A 15,607-nucleotide genomic window follows, 5' to 3' on the forward strand; every position below is an offset into this window, starting at 1 on the left:
ACAGCTGTATCGGGAGCTCGGTCGAAGTGAATGCGTTGAGGTTCTGCAGCCCTCAAGTCTCATCGCGAGGCACACCAAAGCGAAAAGCAGGCTGGGCCAACCGCAGGTTGGGCGAAGATCGCGCGTGGCTGGTCTGGAATGGAGTCCTGATCGAGGAGTGCGCTCTCGCATCGCCAAACCGTCCGAAGTCACCTGAACAGTCGGGCGGCATTGGAAGCGTGCTGTCCCTTCGTGCTGAGCCTGCCCCAAGGCGATTCGGGGCCTCCATGGGCAATGCATCGCCGCAAGCCCTACCATCGCCTGCCGCCCGAGCACCCCGGCAGGGGTTCTCTCTGCGCGCCAGCTCCAAGGAATCTCCATGCGCATCGCCCAGATCGATCTCTGGCACGTCGGCATTCCGACGCCTGCCCCCTTCTACCCGAGTTGGATACCCGGGTTTCCGCAGACGGAGAATCGCTTCACCCTGGTTCGCCTGCGCACGGAATCGGGTATCGAGGGCTGGAGTGCCGGGCCGGCCATGGGCAGGGAGCGCGCCGGGCTGGGTGATCTGCTGGGGCCCTATCTGCTCGGCGAGCGCGCGGACGACATCCTCTCGATCCATCAGCGCATCCGCGAGATGGGCTATCTCGGCTGGCGCCTCGGCTGGCTTGAGGCCGCCTGCTGGGACATCGTCGGCAAGGCGCGCGGCAAGCCGGTCTACGAGCTGCTTGGCGGCCACGGCGGCAAGGTCAAGCTCTATGCCTCGACCGGCGAAGTGAAGAAGGGGCCCGAGCGCATCAGGGAAGTCGAAGCGCGCATGAAGGAGGGCTTCGAGGCCGTCAAGCTGCGGGTGCACGACTGGACCCTCGAAGAGGATGTCGCGCAGATCCGCGAGACCCGCAAAGGTGTCGGCGACGACGTCGTGCTGGGCGTCGACGCGAACCAGGCCTGGCGGGTGGCGGTGGTGGCCGATGCGCCGCGTTGGGATTTCGAGCGCGCCCTCGCATTCTGCCGCGAGGCCGAGGCGCTGTCGTTCCGCTGGGTCGAAGAGCCGCTGGCGATGGACGACTACGAGGGCATCGCACGCTTGAGCGCGGCTGTCGACATCCACATCGCCGGTGGCGAGCTCAACAACCAGGGCCTGCCCGAGTTCAAGCTGATGCTCGAGAAGGGCTGCTACGACTGGTATCAGCCCGACGCCGTGTTCACCGGCGGCATCGCCGGCACTTGGCAGATCATCAAGCGGATCACCGCGGCCGGCCGCAAGTACAGCCCGCACAGCTGGACGAACGGCATCGGCTTCGCCATCAACCTGCAGCTGCACGCCGCCTCGCCCTCGCGCGAGCAGACCTGGCTCGAGTACCCCTACAACCCGCCTTCCTGGGTGCCCGAGGTGCGCGACGGCCTGCTGCGCGAGCCGTGGAGCCACGAGCGCGGCCTGCTCACCCTGCCCACGCGCCCGGGCCTCGGCTTCGAGATCGACGCAAGGGCGCTGCGCCGCTACGGCAAACATTTCTTCAAGGCGACCAGGACCCGCATGGCCGTGCATGCCGTGCTGGACAAGGGCCTCAGGACCGCCAGGGAGATCGGCGCGGTCCGCGATGCGCGCCTGCGCGCAAGGCATACCGAGCTGGAGCGGCTGATTGCCTCGGGCCTTGATCCGGCCCTGGCAGCGCTCGAATAGGCGCGACTGGCGCGGCGGCTGGCGTGCTCCAGCGGCAAGCAGGCGCTGACGGCGCGCTGTCGCCGGATGGCATCGGAGGCGTGAGTGTGCAGGCGCTGACACGCGCTGGCCCGCGTTCTCGTCATGCGCGGTGACAGGGCCGCACCGCGCCCGGGAGTTCGCCCCCCATGAGCCTGCCTCGTATCCCTCTGCGGCACCTCCTGCTCCTGCTGCTGACTGCCCTGGCTTCGGCAAGCATGGCCGCTGCCCAGACGCTGGGAACCGCGTTCACCTACCAAGGCTCGCTTGACGACGGCGGCAACCCGGCGCACGGCAGCTACGACTTCCAGTTCGCGCTGTTTGCCGGCGACAGCGGCGGCAGTCCACTGACGCCTCCGCTGACGCGCCCAGGCGTGCCGGTCGAGCGCGGCGTGTTTTCGCTCAGCCTCGACTTCGGCGACCAGTTCGTCGGCCAGCCGCGCTGGCTGGAGATCCAGGTGCGCCAGGCGGGCGCGCCGGCCTTCACCACGCTTGCACCGCGCCAGCCGCTGATGCCCACGCCCTTCGCCCTGCACGCGGAATTCGTCGCCGATGGCAGCGTGGTTGGCGCCAACGTTGTCGACCGCAGCCTGACCGGCAGCAAGCTCGCGCTCGGCACCGTCGGCAGCGGAGAGCTCGCCAGCGGCGCGGTGACCGCGCCCAAGATCAGCGCCGGCGCAGTGGGTAGCGCGGCGATCGCCGATGGCGCGGTGTCGGCGGCCAAGCTGGCCGATGGCGCAGTGGAGAGCGGCCGGCTTGCCGACGGGGCTGTCACTTTCCCCAAGATCGCCGACAACGCGGTGTTCGGCTCCAAGATTCCGGACGGCGCGATCGGCCGCAGCAAGGTCGATCCGGGCCAGGTGCAGCTGCGCATCGCGCAGCTGTGCCCGCGCGGCAGCCCGATGATCGGCGTCTATGCCGACGGCAGTCCGATCTGCGATGCGCCGCTGCGCACGCTCCCGTTCGCAAGCGCGCGGGTGTCGGTGGCGGTGCGTCCCGATGGCCGTCCGATCCTCGCTCGCGACGGCGGCAGCCTCTGGGACTGCGCCGATGTCGACTGCAGCAGCGGCACCTCGCGCAACCTCAACCTCGGCGTCGACGGCGCGATGGCCCTGCGCAGCGACGGCCTGCCGGTGGTGGCGGTCGGCAGCGGCTCCCACCAGCTTCTGGTGATCTGCAACGACGCCACCTGCACCAGCCGCACCCAGCGCACGCTCGACAGCGGCAGCATCGGCACCTTCAGCGGTATCACGGTGCGCGCCGACAACAGCCCGATGGTGAGCTACTTCGAGTTCGCCAGCGGGCAGTCGCGGCTGTACGCCTGCAACGATCCGGGCTGTGCCAGCGGCAGCGTGCGCACGCTGACTGCCGGGCCCGGGCTATCTCCCGGCGCGATCCGGATGCGCCCCAATGGCACCGCGGTGCTGGCGCTGCGCAACTACAACGGCGGCGCACACGGCCTGTACGACTGCAACGACGCCACCTGCAGCAGCGGCACGGTCCGCCCGCTGGGTGGCGGTAACTCGATCCGCTTTCTGCTGGGGCTGGCGGTGCGCGCCGACAACCGCCCGCTGCTGCTCAACAGCGGTCCGACCCTGCACGATTGCAACGATGCCGCCTGCAGCAGCGCCAGCGACCGTCCGCTCGACAGCGGTGAGCCGATCAGCGCCTCGGCGATCGCCCTGCGCGCCGATGGCCGGCCCTTGATCGTCTATGGAACCCAGTTGGGCGCGATCAAGGTTTTCGACTGTGCCAACGTGCAATGCAGCGGCGGCACCGCGCGCGCGGTCGACCAGGTGCCGAACGCATCGTTCTTCGACAGCGAAATCGCGCTCGCGCTGCGCGCCGACGGTCGGCCGGTGATCGCCTATCCCGGCAGCAGCGGCACGATCCGCCTGCTGTTGTGCAACTCGGCGAACTGCCAGTGAAGGCGTCCCCGTTCGGTCTCATGGTGCTGCTGGTCGCGGCGGCCGACCTCGGCGCGCAGTCCTACGATCTGCGCCGCGATGTGGTCGCCGCCGGCGGCGGGCGCAGCAGCGGCGGCACCTTCGTCCTGCGCGCTACGGTCGGTCAGCCCGAGGCGACATCCACGGCGGCCTCCGGCGGGACATTTCGCCTGCGCGGTGGCTTCTGGAGCGGGTTGGCAGAGTCGCGCCCCGATGCCCTGTTCGCCGACGGTTTCGAGGCTCCATGAGCACCGCACTGTCCAGATAGTTGTGCCATCGGGCGCTGCCGAAACGACTCGCGACGCCGGCGGGGCCAGCGCGCGTCGATGCTGTCGACGCGAACAGGGGCTGAGGCGCTCGCCCACGTCGGGCGAAGCGATGGGCCAGCGCTGGCCAGGAGCATTCGCTGCGGGCTCCGCCGCTGCCAGGCTCTGACACGTTCGTCGCCGCTTCGCCGTAAAACCCAGCCGCAGGGGCGCGCGGCGCCCCGATTCCAGCAGGAGTGGCGGGCGATGCGCATCGAGGCGGGAAACAAGGGACGGGGCCTTAAGGCGGGCCTGCTGTGGCTATGGCTCTGCACCCTGCTGGCTCCTGTGGCGCTGTGGGCGCAGTCGCAGCCGGCGCCGGGCTATGTGGTCCGGCTGCTGGACGGGCAGGACGATTTCGGTGAGCACCTGGCGGTAACGCCCTTCGTCAACACCGAGCAATGGACCGGCTTCCACTATCTGGCCAACGAGCGCGCCCTGTATGCCGGGCCCTGCGGCGATGGCTGCGCGCCCGAGATCCGTCTCACCGACGGTGACGACCGCGGTCGCTTCGTCAGCGCCGCGCGCCGCGGTGCCCTGACACAGCGTCCGTTCGCGGCCTTCTACAACGCGACCCGCGGTGACCTGGAGGCGGTCGACTGCTTCGATTCCTCCTGCAACTCGGCCATCCTGCGCGTGCTCGATACGGTCAACGACGTCGGCGTCGGCACCGCGACGGCGATCGACCCCGCCACCGGCTTCCCCTTCATCGCCTACTACGACGCCACGAACGGCGATCTGCGCCTGTACCGCTGCGCCAGCGCGGCCTGCGACAGTGGCAGCAGCATCGTCGTCGACGGCTTGGGCGATCGCGGCCGCAACCCGACGATGGCCTTCGCCAACACCGCCCTGTGGATCGCCTACGACGACAGCAGCAGCGGCGAACTGCGCCTGGCGCGCGGCGTCGCGCCGTTTGGCGCCGGCGACTTCCAATCCTTTTCGATCGGCCCCGGTGGAGATGCCTCGATCACCCTTGAAGCCGGCGTTTTCGTCGATCTGGTGTTCCGCGGCGGCGCCGCCGGCACGCTCGAGCGCCTGCGCTGCACCGACATCGTCTGCGGGCTGGCAACACAGTCGACGCTGATCGGGGCAGGTCGGGGCTTTGCGCCCTCGGCCACGCGGCTGCCGAACGGCAACCTGCTGGTCAGCCACCATCAGCCCGCCGCCGGGGCGCTCCTGGCCACGGTCTGCAACGACGCCTCCTGCAGCGCCCCGCAGCGTCTCATCTTGGAAAGCGGCCCCGGCTTCGGACCGACCAGCGTCGCCCTGGCCTATGCGGGCGGACGTCCGCTCATCCAGTACCAGGATGCCGTGCTGAGCGAGGTGCGCTCGGCCCAGTGCACCACCACGGCCTGCACCGCGCTGATTCGCCGCATCGCCAACGGCGTGCCGGCCTTTGCGCCCGATGTGGCGGTGCGTGCGGACGGCCGTCCGGTGGCGATCTGGACCAAGCTGCGCCGGCCGCGCATCGGCGTGTGCGCGGATCGCCTGTGCAGTTCGGTGAGCTATCGCGAGACTGGCGGTTTCAACGCCGATGCATCGAGGCCGTCGATTGCGATCCGCCCCGATGGCCGCCCCTTCGCCTACTACTCCAGCGTCGGCGGCAGCGCCGCCTGGGACTGCGCGGACGCCGACTGCAGCACGGGCACGCATCGGGAGGTGAGCGGTTCCGGCAACGGCACCGGCGACTTCACCGAGCTGGCGATCCGCCCCGACGGCCGGCCGCTGATGCTGTACATGAGCCGCAGCGCCAACACCGTGCATCTGTTCTCCTGCGCCGACGTGAACTGCAGCAGCGGGCAGACGCGACTGCTGGCCGACGAGCCGGATCCCTCGCAGCAGGCGACGTCGCTGTCCGGCTTGGGCCTCGCCATCGGCAGCGACGGCCGGCCGGTGGTGACCTGGAGCGTCTCCAGCCAGCCGACGCCGAGCACTTCGGCGGGAGCGCTGCGGGTGGCCCGCTGCGACGACATCGAGTGCAGCAGCGCCACCGTCCACAGCCCGGGCACGGAGCCGGTGTTCAACGGCGGCGCCATCGCGGTGCGCGCGGACCATCGCCCGGTGCTGCTGGAGAACACCTTCGCCGGCGCGCGAAACCTGCTGATCTGCGCGGATGCCAGCTGTTCGAGCGCATCGCGCATCGCCCTGCCGAATCCCTTCGATGTGGCCAGCCAGCTGGTCCTGCGCAGTGGAGACGTGCCGGCGTACGGCAGCGGTACGCTCGGCAGCGGCGGCTGGTGGCAGTGCAGTGACGCCGCCTGCGCCAGCAGCACGCGCAGCGAGATGATCCGCGACAGCGAGACCACCCAGCGCAGCCACGTCGGGCGCATCGCTTTCGGGCCCGATCCCCGACCGGTCGGTGCCTTCGCTGAGCAGCAGCTGTGGGATGTCTGGCTGGCCCTGCCGGTGCCGGTGTCGATCTTCGCCAATGGCTTCGAACCTTGAGGCGACGCTGAAGAATCCGGCGTTGCCGCGCGCCATGGAGGGCGCGCCCGCGGATCGAGCATGCGGTGCTTGATCCAGCGCGACCGAGCGAAGCGACGGCGTCGCCGTGGAGCGGCCGAACGCGTCGGGACCTGTGCCGGACTCGCGAGCACGGATCGAGGCCAGGAGAGGCTTGATCCGTGTTGCCGCATGTCGATGCCCGGCGCCCGCGTCAGTCCGGGCCTGCGTGTAGGGAATATCCCGGGCAGGAATTGATCGAACCGCGTGGACTCGGCGGCGGGCGCGGTCCACCATGGCGGCTCACGGGGAGCCGCATGAATACCCAGACCCAGTTCGACCTCCAGTGGGCGCTGCACTGCCTCGAGTACCTCGAGGAACTGGTCATGGTCACGGATGCCGAGCGCGGCGAGGCCGGCGCCGGCGGGCCCTACGTGCGCTATGTGAATGCGGCCTTCGAGCGCTGCACCGGCTGGCGGCGCGCCGAGGTGCTCGGCCAGCCCTTGCGGGCGCTAGGCGGCGCTGGCACTGCCCAGGCTACCCTCGCCCAGATCCGCGCCGCGTTTCTGCAGGGCCAGGCCACTGAGGTCGAGCTGGAGACGCGGCGCCGTGACGGTACGCCGCTGAGCCTGCGCAGCCGCCTGCTGCCGCTGCGCGGCGAGGCCGGGGGCCTGCGCGGCTTCCTGTTCCTGCAGGCCGACCTCACCGAAGCCCGCGCAGTGCGCAGCGAGCGCGCGCGCCTTGCCGAGTGGTTCGAGGGTGCGGCGGCCAGCGCGCTGGCGGCGCTGTACATCACCTCGGCGGTGCACGGCGAGGCGGGCGAGGTGCTGGATTTCCGGGTCGAGTATGCGAACCGCATGGGGGGCGAGCTGCTGCGGGCCGCGCCGGAGAGCCTGATCGGGCAGACCATCCGCGAGTGCGTTCCCGGCAGCCGCACCGGGGTGCTGATCGACAACTGCCGACGCGTGCTGGCCAGCGGCCTGCCCTTCGTCGAGGAGTTCGAGGTCGCCGAGCACCCGCCCGAGCTGCGCTGGATGCGCCATCAGATCGTGCCGCTGAACGACGGCGTGGCGATCACCGCCGAGAACATCACTGCGCGCAAGACGGCCGAACTCGACCTCAGGCAGCGCGAGACCATGCTGCAGGCCTTCCTCGACAACTGCCCGGGCTTTGCCTGGATCGGCGACGAGCAGGGCCTGACCCTGGCCGCCAACGAAGCCTACCTGCGCTTGATGCAGGAGCAGGGCGTGGGTGAATTGCCCATCGCGATGACGCGCGTGTTCGCGCCCGAACTCACCGAGATCTACCTGCGCAACAATCTTCGGGTGATCGAGTCGGGTCAAGCCGAGCGCATGCTCGAGCCGGGCCTGCGCGCCGATGGCAGCAGCGGCCTGTTCGAGACCTTCAAGTTCCCGCTGGGCGAGCGCAAGGGCGTGCGCCTGGTGGGCGGCATCTCGATCGACATCACCGAGCGCGAGGGCCAGCACCAGGCCTCCGAGCGGCTCGCTTCGATCGTGCGCAGCTCGGGCGATGCGATTCTCTCGCTGGATCCCAGCGGCCATATCGTCAGCTGGAACCATGGCGCCGAGCTGCTGTACGGGTTCCGCGAGTCCGAGGTGCTGGGGCGTCCGGTCGACCTGCTGGTACCCGAGGCAATGAAGGCGGATGCCGCGGCGCGGCTGCAGCGCGTGCTGGCCGGCGAAACCCTGCAGCACATCGAGAGCCGCCGTCTCTGTCGCGATGGCAGCGAGGCCTGGGTCCTGCTGTCGATGTCGGCGATCACGGATCGCGACGGCCGCTGCGTCGGTGTCTCGGAGATCGCCTCGGACATCGGTGAGCGCCATCGGCGCGAGCAGCAGAGCCGCTATTTCGCCGAGCACGATCCGGTCACCGGCGCGCTGAACGAGCGCGGCCTGCTGCTGGCCGCCCAGCGCTGGATGGAGCGCGGTCCAGCCTATCCGCTGATGTTGCTGCGCCTGCGCGTCGAGCGCTTCAGCGAGTTCCGCGAGGTGTTCGGCATGGCCCATGGGCACGCCCTGCTGGGCCAGGTGGTGGAGCGCTTGGCCGAATGTTTCCAGGGCATCGAACATCACGTTGCCCACTTCGGCCAGAACGAGTTCGCCCTGCTGATCGATCTCCCGGCCGGCGCCGAGGCGCGGGGCGATGCCCTGCAGTCAGAGGTGCTCGACCGGCTGGCCCGCGCCCAGTGCACGCCGCTGGCGGTGGTCGGCATCGAGTTCGATCTGGAGGTGCGCGCCGGCTTCGCCCGCTATCCGCGCGACGCCGCCGACGGCGAGGCCCTGCTGCGCTGCGCCGACCTCGCCATGGCCGGCGACGGGCGCGGGGTGTCGATCTACGACCCGACCATGGGCGAGCGCGTCGCCTACCAGGTGCGCCTGCAGCGCGAACTGGCGCGGGCGCTGGCGCGCGGACAGTTGCGCCTGGTACTGCAGCCGATCGTCGATGCGCGCCCACCCCATCGCGTGCTCGGCGTCGAGGCCCTGCTGCGCTGGCGCCATCCCGAGCTGGGCGAAGTGGCGCCGGCGCGCTTCGTGCCGGTAGCCGAGGAATCCGGTCTGATCGTGGCGATCGGCGGTTTCGTGATCGAGGAGGCCTGCCGGCTCAAGGCCTGGCTGCAGGCGCAGGGTCATGGCCGGCTGTTCATGAGCCTCAACGTCTCGCCCGACCAGTTCCGCCACGGCGATCTGCCGGTCCGCTTCGCCCACGCCCTGCAGAGCCATGGCCTCGACGGCCGCGGGATCGAGCTGGAGATCACCGAGTCCACCCTGATGGAGCACACCGAGGCCACGGCCGGGCAACTGCAGGCCCTGGCGGCGCTGGGGCTGGGCCTCAGCATCGACGACTTTGGCACCGGCTGGTCCAGCCTCGCCTACCTGCACCGCTTCCCGCTGACCAAGCTGAAGGTGGACCGCAGCTTCGTCGCCAATCTGCCGCAGGACCACGGCGCGGCTGCCATCGTCCGCAGCATCCTGACGCTAGCGCGCTCGCTGGAGCTGTCCACCTTGGCCGAGGGCGTCGAAACCGAAGCCCAGCAGGCCCTGCTGGGCGGACTGGGCTGCGCCCAGCTGCAGGGCTTCCTGCACAGTCGTCCACTGGAGCCGGAGGCGCTGCTCGACTGGCTGCGCGGGCGCGCCTGAGGGCGCGCTGAGGCGAGCCGGCGCGACCGGCTCCTGGGCGGGCGGATGCTCGGTGGGGAGGGGCTCCGCGGCACGCGCTCGCACGTCGACAGATGACGCCCTGCGTCACCCCTCGGGTCGCGCGGCGGACCCTTGCTGCGTGGCCGGGGGACCGCCGGCAGGCCCGCGGGCTGCGGCGGCCAAGACCGGCGCCGGCCTCGCCGCGTGTAGGTGTTTTCCCTACAAAAACCCGCCTTCCAGCGCCGGCGAGCGCCCAAATCACAATCGTTTGCCGGTTTTTCCGGCTCGGGCACACTGTGTGGCGCGATTCGTGCTGTCGATTCGCGCACAGTTCGCGCCCCGGGCAACGCCTCCTGAAGAAGGTCAGGCCCGATCCCCACCTCCCATCGGAGTCTGCATGCACCTGCCCGCCTTCCTGCACGGGGCCCCCCGGCCCCGCTCGACCGCGTTCGTTCCTCTGTTTCTGCTGCTGATCGCGCTGGCCTTGCCACTCGTCGCGCTCGCCGAAGGCAGCCGTTCGCTGTTCCCGGCAAGCTACCCCGCCGCGGGCGCGCGCGCGCCCATGGACCTCACCAACGACAATGCCTACGCCGGCGTGGCGAGGAACCGCCAGTTCCTCTACGTCTACGCGCAGGCGGGTGAGTTCATCCTGCTGGGCTCGCGCAACCGCAGCAATGGCGGCGACATCTTCGTCTACAACCCGCAGCCGTTCGGAGCGCGCGGCCTGGAATCGATTCCGGCCAGCGCGGACTTCACCTGTTCCTCGAACAGTCCGCCTGCCGGCAGCTTTGGCGGCACCGGCCGCGGCACCATCGCCACGCGCGCGGCCGAGCTCGCCGGCCCCAACAGCGCCGATGGCACGGTCACTGCCGCCGATGGCTGGCTCCCCTGCGCCTATCGGGCGCCGGTCAGCGGCATCTATGGCGTGCGCTTCACGGGGGCGACGTCGGGCACCCAGATCCTGGCCGCCACCCCTGCCCAGAATGCGCCGCAGATCCTGGCGAACCAGGTGTCGGCCTGGGAGGTTCAGGTGCGAGCTGCCGCCAATACCCGCACCGACATCAACGGTCGCCTGTTCACCTACGCCTGGATCGGCCGCACCGGCGGCAATGGCGTCGCTGGACGGGTGTTCCATGCCCTGTACTACATCACCGAGGACGGCTACCGCTACGAGCAGCGCATGAATGCGCTGGACCCGTTCGCCTACGCGCTCTACGCCAACCGTGCGGGGTTTCTCGACGGCGGGGCGCCGCTGTACAAGAGCGTGCGTGGTGACAACCAGCTGGCCACCAACATCCTGCCGGCCGGTAGCGGCGTGTCCGCGCAGGCGCCGCAGTACCCGATGTTCTTCTCGGACGTGCGCGATACCGGACCCAATGACGCCGAGGTCGAGCGCGTGCTCGGCGCCTTGGGGCTGCCCGCCGTGCCGCCGGTGCCCCAGCTCAGCAGCGTCAGCTTCACCGGCACGGTCAGCAATGACACCACCACCCTGGGGGCGGGCGGCGTCTTCACGTTCTCCACCGTCAATACGCTGACCTACGAGATCGTGGTCAGCCGCGACGGCGTCGATTTCGATCCGGCCAATCCCGTCAACAAAGTGCTGACCGGCAACGCCCTCTCCGGCACCCACACGGTGTGGTGGAACGGCCGCGACAACTCGGGCGCGCTGTTCCCGGTGGGCTCGGGCTATCGCTACCGCATTGCCGGCCGCAACGGCGAAGTGCACTTCCCGATCATCGACACCGAGGGCATGGCGCTGGGCGGGCCCACGGTGCGCAAGCTCAACGGCTCGCAGGACGCCATCGTCTATTTCGACGACCGTGGCTATGTGACCCGCAATGGCACGGCCGTGGGCCAGCTCAATGGCCACCTCTGTGGCGCCGGCAATCTGCAGGTGCAGCCGACGCCGAATCATTCGCTGCTTGGCGTGGACTCAAGCGATTCGAACTTCAACGGCGCCGGCATCTACTACCGCTTCTATCCCCAGGCCAGCAATGACCCGAACACCGACTGCGTGAGTGCTGCCGCGACCCACTTCGGCACTGCCAAGGGCCTGGACCTGTGGGCGCTGGAGCGCACGCCCTCGATCTCGGAGCCGGTGATCGTGGTGGGACCGGTGGTGGGGGCGGACGTGGGCACGGTGGTCACGGTCGACAACAGCGCCTTCCCTGGCCAGACCGTGTTCGGCACCCTGGTGTTCTTCAACGCGGGCGACACCGACGCGAACGGCGTGAGCTACACCGCGCGCATCGGCACCCCGGGGAACTGCCCCGCCAGCGTGAACTTCACCGCGCTGCCGCCTGGCGTCACGGTGGCGGGCTATGACCCGGCCACCTGCGTGGTCACCTTCGCGGGCATGCCCGCAACGCTGCCTGCCGCCATCCAACCCACCTCGCAGCTGGTGTTCGAGTTCAACTATCCGGCCCCCAACAGCGGGCCGCAGGTGGTGCAGACGACGATCAGCGCGACCAACGAGGCGCCCGGTCAGATCGCGCCGAACAGCGCCAGCGGCAGCACCGACATCATCGTGGCCGACGTGGCGACGACCGTGACTGTCCCGGCGTCGGCGGTCACTGGATCGACCGTGTCGGGAACGGTGAGCTTCAGCAACCTCGGTGCCGCGACCTCGACGGCCGACGGCCTGGTCTACAGCGTGACCATCGGCAGCCCCGGCAACTGTCCTGCGGGGATCGACTTCCCCGGCATTGCCCCCGCCACCTTCAGCCTTGACCCAGGCACCTGCGTGGTGAGCTTCACCGGCTTGCCGGCCAGCCTCGACCCGGGCGACGGCTTCAGCCTGAACTTCCAGTACACCGCGCCCGCTCCGGGCACCGTTCCGGTGTCGTCCAGCATCAGCACATCGACGCCGGAAACCAGCGCCACGAACAACACGGCGAACGGCAGCACTCTGATCCAGGCTCAGCCCGAAGTGGTGGTCAGCAAAGTCGCTGCCCCCGTCACGGGCACCGCGGTTTCGATCGGTGGCTCGATCACCTACAACGTGCAGGTAGTCGTCAGCGGTGGCAGCCTCGTCAGCAGCTTCCAGCTCGCCGACACTCTCGGCACGGGGCTCACGCTGGGCACCGTGACGGCGGGGCCCTTCACCTGCAGTGGCGCGAATCCGCTGCTGTGCAGCCTGCCTGCCGGCACCGCTGTGGGTACTTACGCACTGTCCTACACGGCCACGGTGAATGCCTCGGCGGTGGGCTCGGTGGCCAACGCGGTCGTGATCACCGGCAACGGTGGTGACCCGGATCCGGTCTGCTCCCCCTGCAGCACCACGCACCCCGTGATCGCACCCCAGCTGACCCTGGTGAAGACCGCCAGCGCCGCCAGCTTCACCGTCGGTGTGCCGGCCAGCTACACCTTGAGCTTGAGCAACACCAGCAGTTCACCGACCACGGCGGCGGCGACGATCACCGACACCATTCCCAGCGGCCTGACCCTCGGCACGCCGCCCGCTGGCTGCTCGGCCGCGGGCCAGACGGTGACCTGTACGGTGCCCGCGGGTCTTCCTGCTGGCGCCAGCACAAGCTTCGTGATTCCGGTGACGCCGACGCTGGCCGCTGTTCCAAGTGTGAGCAACACGGCGACGGTCAGCGGTGGCGGTGATCCGACCTGTCCTGCGGCGGCGCGCTGCAGCAGTACGGTGGTGACACCTGTGGATGCACCGCAGCTCACGATCACCAAGACGGCCAGCGCGGCGAGCTTCGTGGTCGGCACGCCAGCCAGCTACACGCTGAGCGTGCAGAACACCGGCACGGCGGCCACCACCGCAGTCAGCACAATCACCGACACGATTCCGAACGGCCTGACGATCGGCACCCTGCCTGCCGGCTGCACAGCCGCAGGCCAGACCGTGACCTGTACGATTCCGGCGAGCCTCGCCGCGGGCGGCAGCGCGAGCTTCGTGATCCCGGTGACGCCGACGGTGTCGGCCGTTCCGAGTGTGAGCAACACGGCGACGGTCAGCGGCGGCGGTGATCCGACCTGTCCTGCGGCGGCGCGCTGCAGCAGTACGGTGGTGACGCCTGTGGATGCACCGCAGCTCACGATCACCAAGACGGCCAGCGCGGCGAGCTTCGTGGTCGGCACGCCGGCCAGCTACACGCTGAGCGTGCAGAACACCGGCACGGCGGCGACGACAGCCGTGGCGACGGTGACCGACGTGGTGCCGGCGAGCCTGACGATTGGCACGCTGCCGGCCAACTGCTCGGCAAGCGGCCAGACGGTGAGCTGCACGATCGCAGCGGGTCTGGCGGTCAACGCGACGGTCAGCTTCGTGATTCCGGTGACGCCGACGGCAGCCGCGACTCCGAGCGTGCAGAACACGGCCAGCGTGGGCGGCGGTGGCGATCCGGGCTGTCCTGCGGCGGCGCGCTGCAGCAGCACGATCGATACCCCGGTGAACTCGCCGGCGCTGACGATCACCAAGACGGCCAGCGCGGCGAGCTTCGTGGTCGGTACGCCTGCGAGCTACACGCTGAGCGTGCAGAACACCGGCACGGCGGCGACGACAGCCGTGGCGACGGTGACCGACGTGGTGCCGGCGAGCCTGACGATTGGCACGCTGCCGGCCAACTGCTCGGCGACCGGCCAGACGGTGAGCTGCACGATCGCAGCGGGCTTGGCGGTCAACGCGACGGTCAGCTTCGTGATCCCGGTGACGCCGACGGCAGCCGCGACTCCGAGCGTGCAGAACACGGCCAGTGTGGGTGGCGGTGGCGATCCGGGCTGCCCGGGCCTGCCGCGCTGCACGAGCACGATCGACACCCCGGTGAACTCGCCGGCGCTGACCATCACCAAGACGGCCAGTGCGGCGAGCTTCGTGGTCGGCACGCCGGCCAGCTACACGCTGAGCGTGCAGAACACCGGTACGGCCGCCACCACGGCCGATGCCACGGTGACCGACGTGGTGCCGGCGAGCCTGAGCCTGGGCACGCTGCCGGCGGGCTGTACGAATGTCGGCCAGACCGTGAGCTGCACGATCGCGGCGGGTCTCGCGGTCAACGCGACGGTCAGCTTCGTGATCCCGGTGACGCCGACGGCGGCAGCGATTCCGAGCGTGCAGAACACGGCGACGGTGGGCGGCGGTGGCGACCCGGGCTGCCCGGCGGCGGCGCGCTGCAGCAGCACGATCACCACGCCTGTTCCCGGCCCGAACGTGACGCTGGCGAAGACGGCCAACCCAGCCAACGGCAGCCTGGTCGTGGTAGGCAACACGATCACCTACACCCTGCAGGCGACGGTCTCGGATGCGCCGCTGACGGCGGCCTTCCAGCTTACCGACACCCTGGGCGCAGGTCTGCTGCGCGGCGCGGTCACGGCCGGCCCGTTCACCTGCGGCGCAGGCGAGCCGCTGGTCTGCAGCCTGCCGGACGGCACGCCGGTGGGCAGCTACAGCCTGAGCTACACGGCGACGGTTCAGGCCGGTGCGACCGGCACGGTCACCAACAGCGTCACGATCAGCGGCAACGGTGGCGACCCCGATCCGGTCTGCTCGCCTTGCACGACTGCGCATCCGCTGGCGCTGGCGGACCTGCAGGTCATCAAGACGCTGGACCAGATGACGCCGAGCTTCGGCCAGGTCATCAACTTCACCGTGCAGGTGCGCAACAACGGCCCGGATGCGGCGACGAATGTGGTGGTGACCGACGCCTTGCCCTCGGGCTACGACCTGCTGGGCGTCACGCCCAGCCGTGGCAGCTACAGCGCGCCGCTGTGGACGCTGGGCAACCTCGCCGTGGGCCAGACCGAGACCCTGGTGATGCAGGTGCGGGTGCGCGCGTTCGGCAACTACCTCAACGTGGCGACGGTGCGCGCCGACCAGTTCGATCCGATCGATCCGAACAACGAGGACAACATCGGCCCCACACCGCCCTCGAATCCGCGCCCCGCGATGGTGCCGGTGGATGCGCCCTGGGCCCTGTTGAGTCTGGTACTGCTCATGTTCGGTGTCGCCGGACTGCAGCTGCGGCGGCGCGGATGAGCCGCTGACAACCGTCATGCGCAAACACACAGCCCCGCCTTGAGCGGGGCTGTGTGTTTCTGTCGTCGCAGCGTGACCGTGGCGAC

Annotated in this window: 6 protein-coding genes; all 6 read left to right on the forward strand. The window is 69.8% G+C overall.

Translation table 11 applies throughout. From position 1 onward, the window contains the following. The first annotated feature begins 358 nt into the window (after window positions 1–358). The 6 genes from BLP83_RS08255 to BLP83_RS08280 all read left to right on the forward strand — a co-directional run bounded on the left by BLP83_RS08255 (window position 359) and on the right by BLP83_RS08280 (window position 15,521). On the forward strand, window positions 359–1,663 hold the full coding sequence (locus BLP83_RS08255) for a mandelate racemase/muconate lactonizing enzyme family protein (protein ID WP_091241182.1): 1,305 nt from the start codon (window positions 359–361) through the stop codon (window positions 1,661–1,663). Between the two features lie 167 nt (window positions 1,664–1,830). Next, complete coding sequence (locus BLP83_RS08260; RefSeq protein WP_091241184.1) at window positions 1,831–3,609, forward strand: hypothetical protein; 1,779 nt, start codon at window positions 1,831–1,833, stop codon at window positions 3,607–3,609. After that, window positions 3,606–3,875 carry a hypothetical protein gene (locus BLP83_RS08265; RefSeq protein ID WP_143006610.1) on the forward strand — a complete coding sequence of 90 codons (270 nt, stop codon included), beginning with the start codon at window positions 3,606–3,608 and terminating at the stop codon, window positions 3,873–3,875. Before BLP83_RS08260 ends, BLP83_RS08265 begins: the two co-directional genes overlap by 4 nt. A 264-nt stretch (window positions 3,876–4,139) precedes the next feature. Further along, on the forward strand, window positions 4,140–6,377 hold the full coding sequence (locus tag BLP83_RS08270) for a hypothetical protein (protein WP_091241189.1): 2,238 nt from the start codon (window positions 4,140–4,142) through the stop codon (window positions 6,375–6,377). 314 nt (window positions 6,378–6,691) lie between these two features. Further along, window positions 6,692–9,532 carry a sensor domain-containing protein gene (locus tag BLP83_RS08275; RefSeq protein WP_091241192.1) on the forward strand — a complete coding sequence of 947 codons (2,841 nt, stop codon included), beginning with the start codon at window positions 6,692–6,694 and terminating at the stop codon, window positions 9,530–9,532. Between the two features lie 397 nt (window positions 9,533–9,929). Then, window positions 9,930–15,521: a DUF11 domain-containing protein gene (locus BLP83_RS08280; RefSeq protein WP_091241194.1), complete on the forward strand. Its 5,592-nt coding sequence runs from the start codon at window positions 9,930–9,932 to the stop codon at window positions 15,519–15,521. Window positions 15,522–15,607: the final 86 nt, after the last annotated feature.

The organism is Aquimonas voraii, assembly GCF_900101825.1.
Classification (GTDB): Bacteria; Pseudomonadota; Gammaproteobacteria; order Xanthomonadales; family Xanthomonadaceae; genus Aquimonas; species Aquimonas voraii.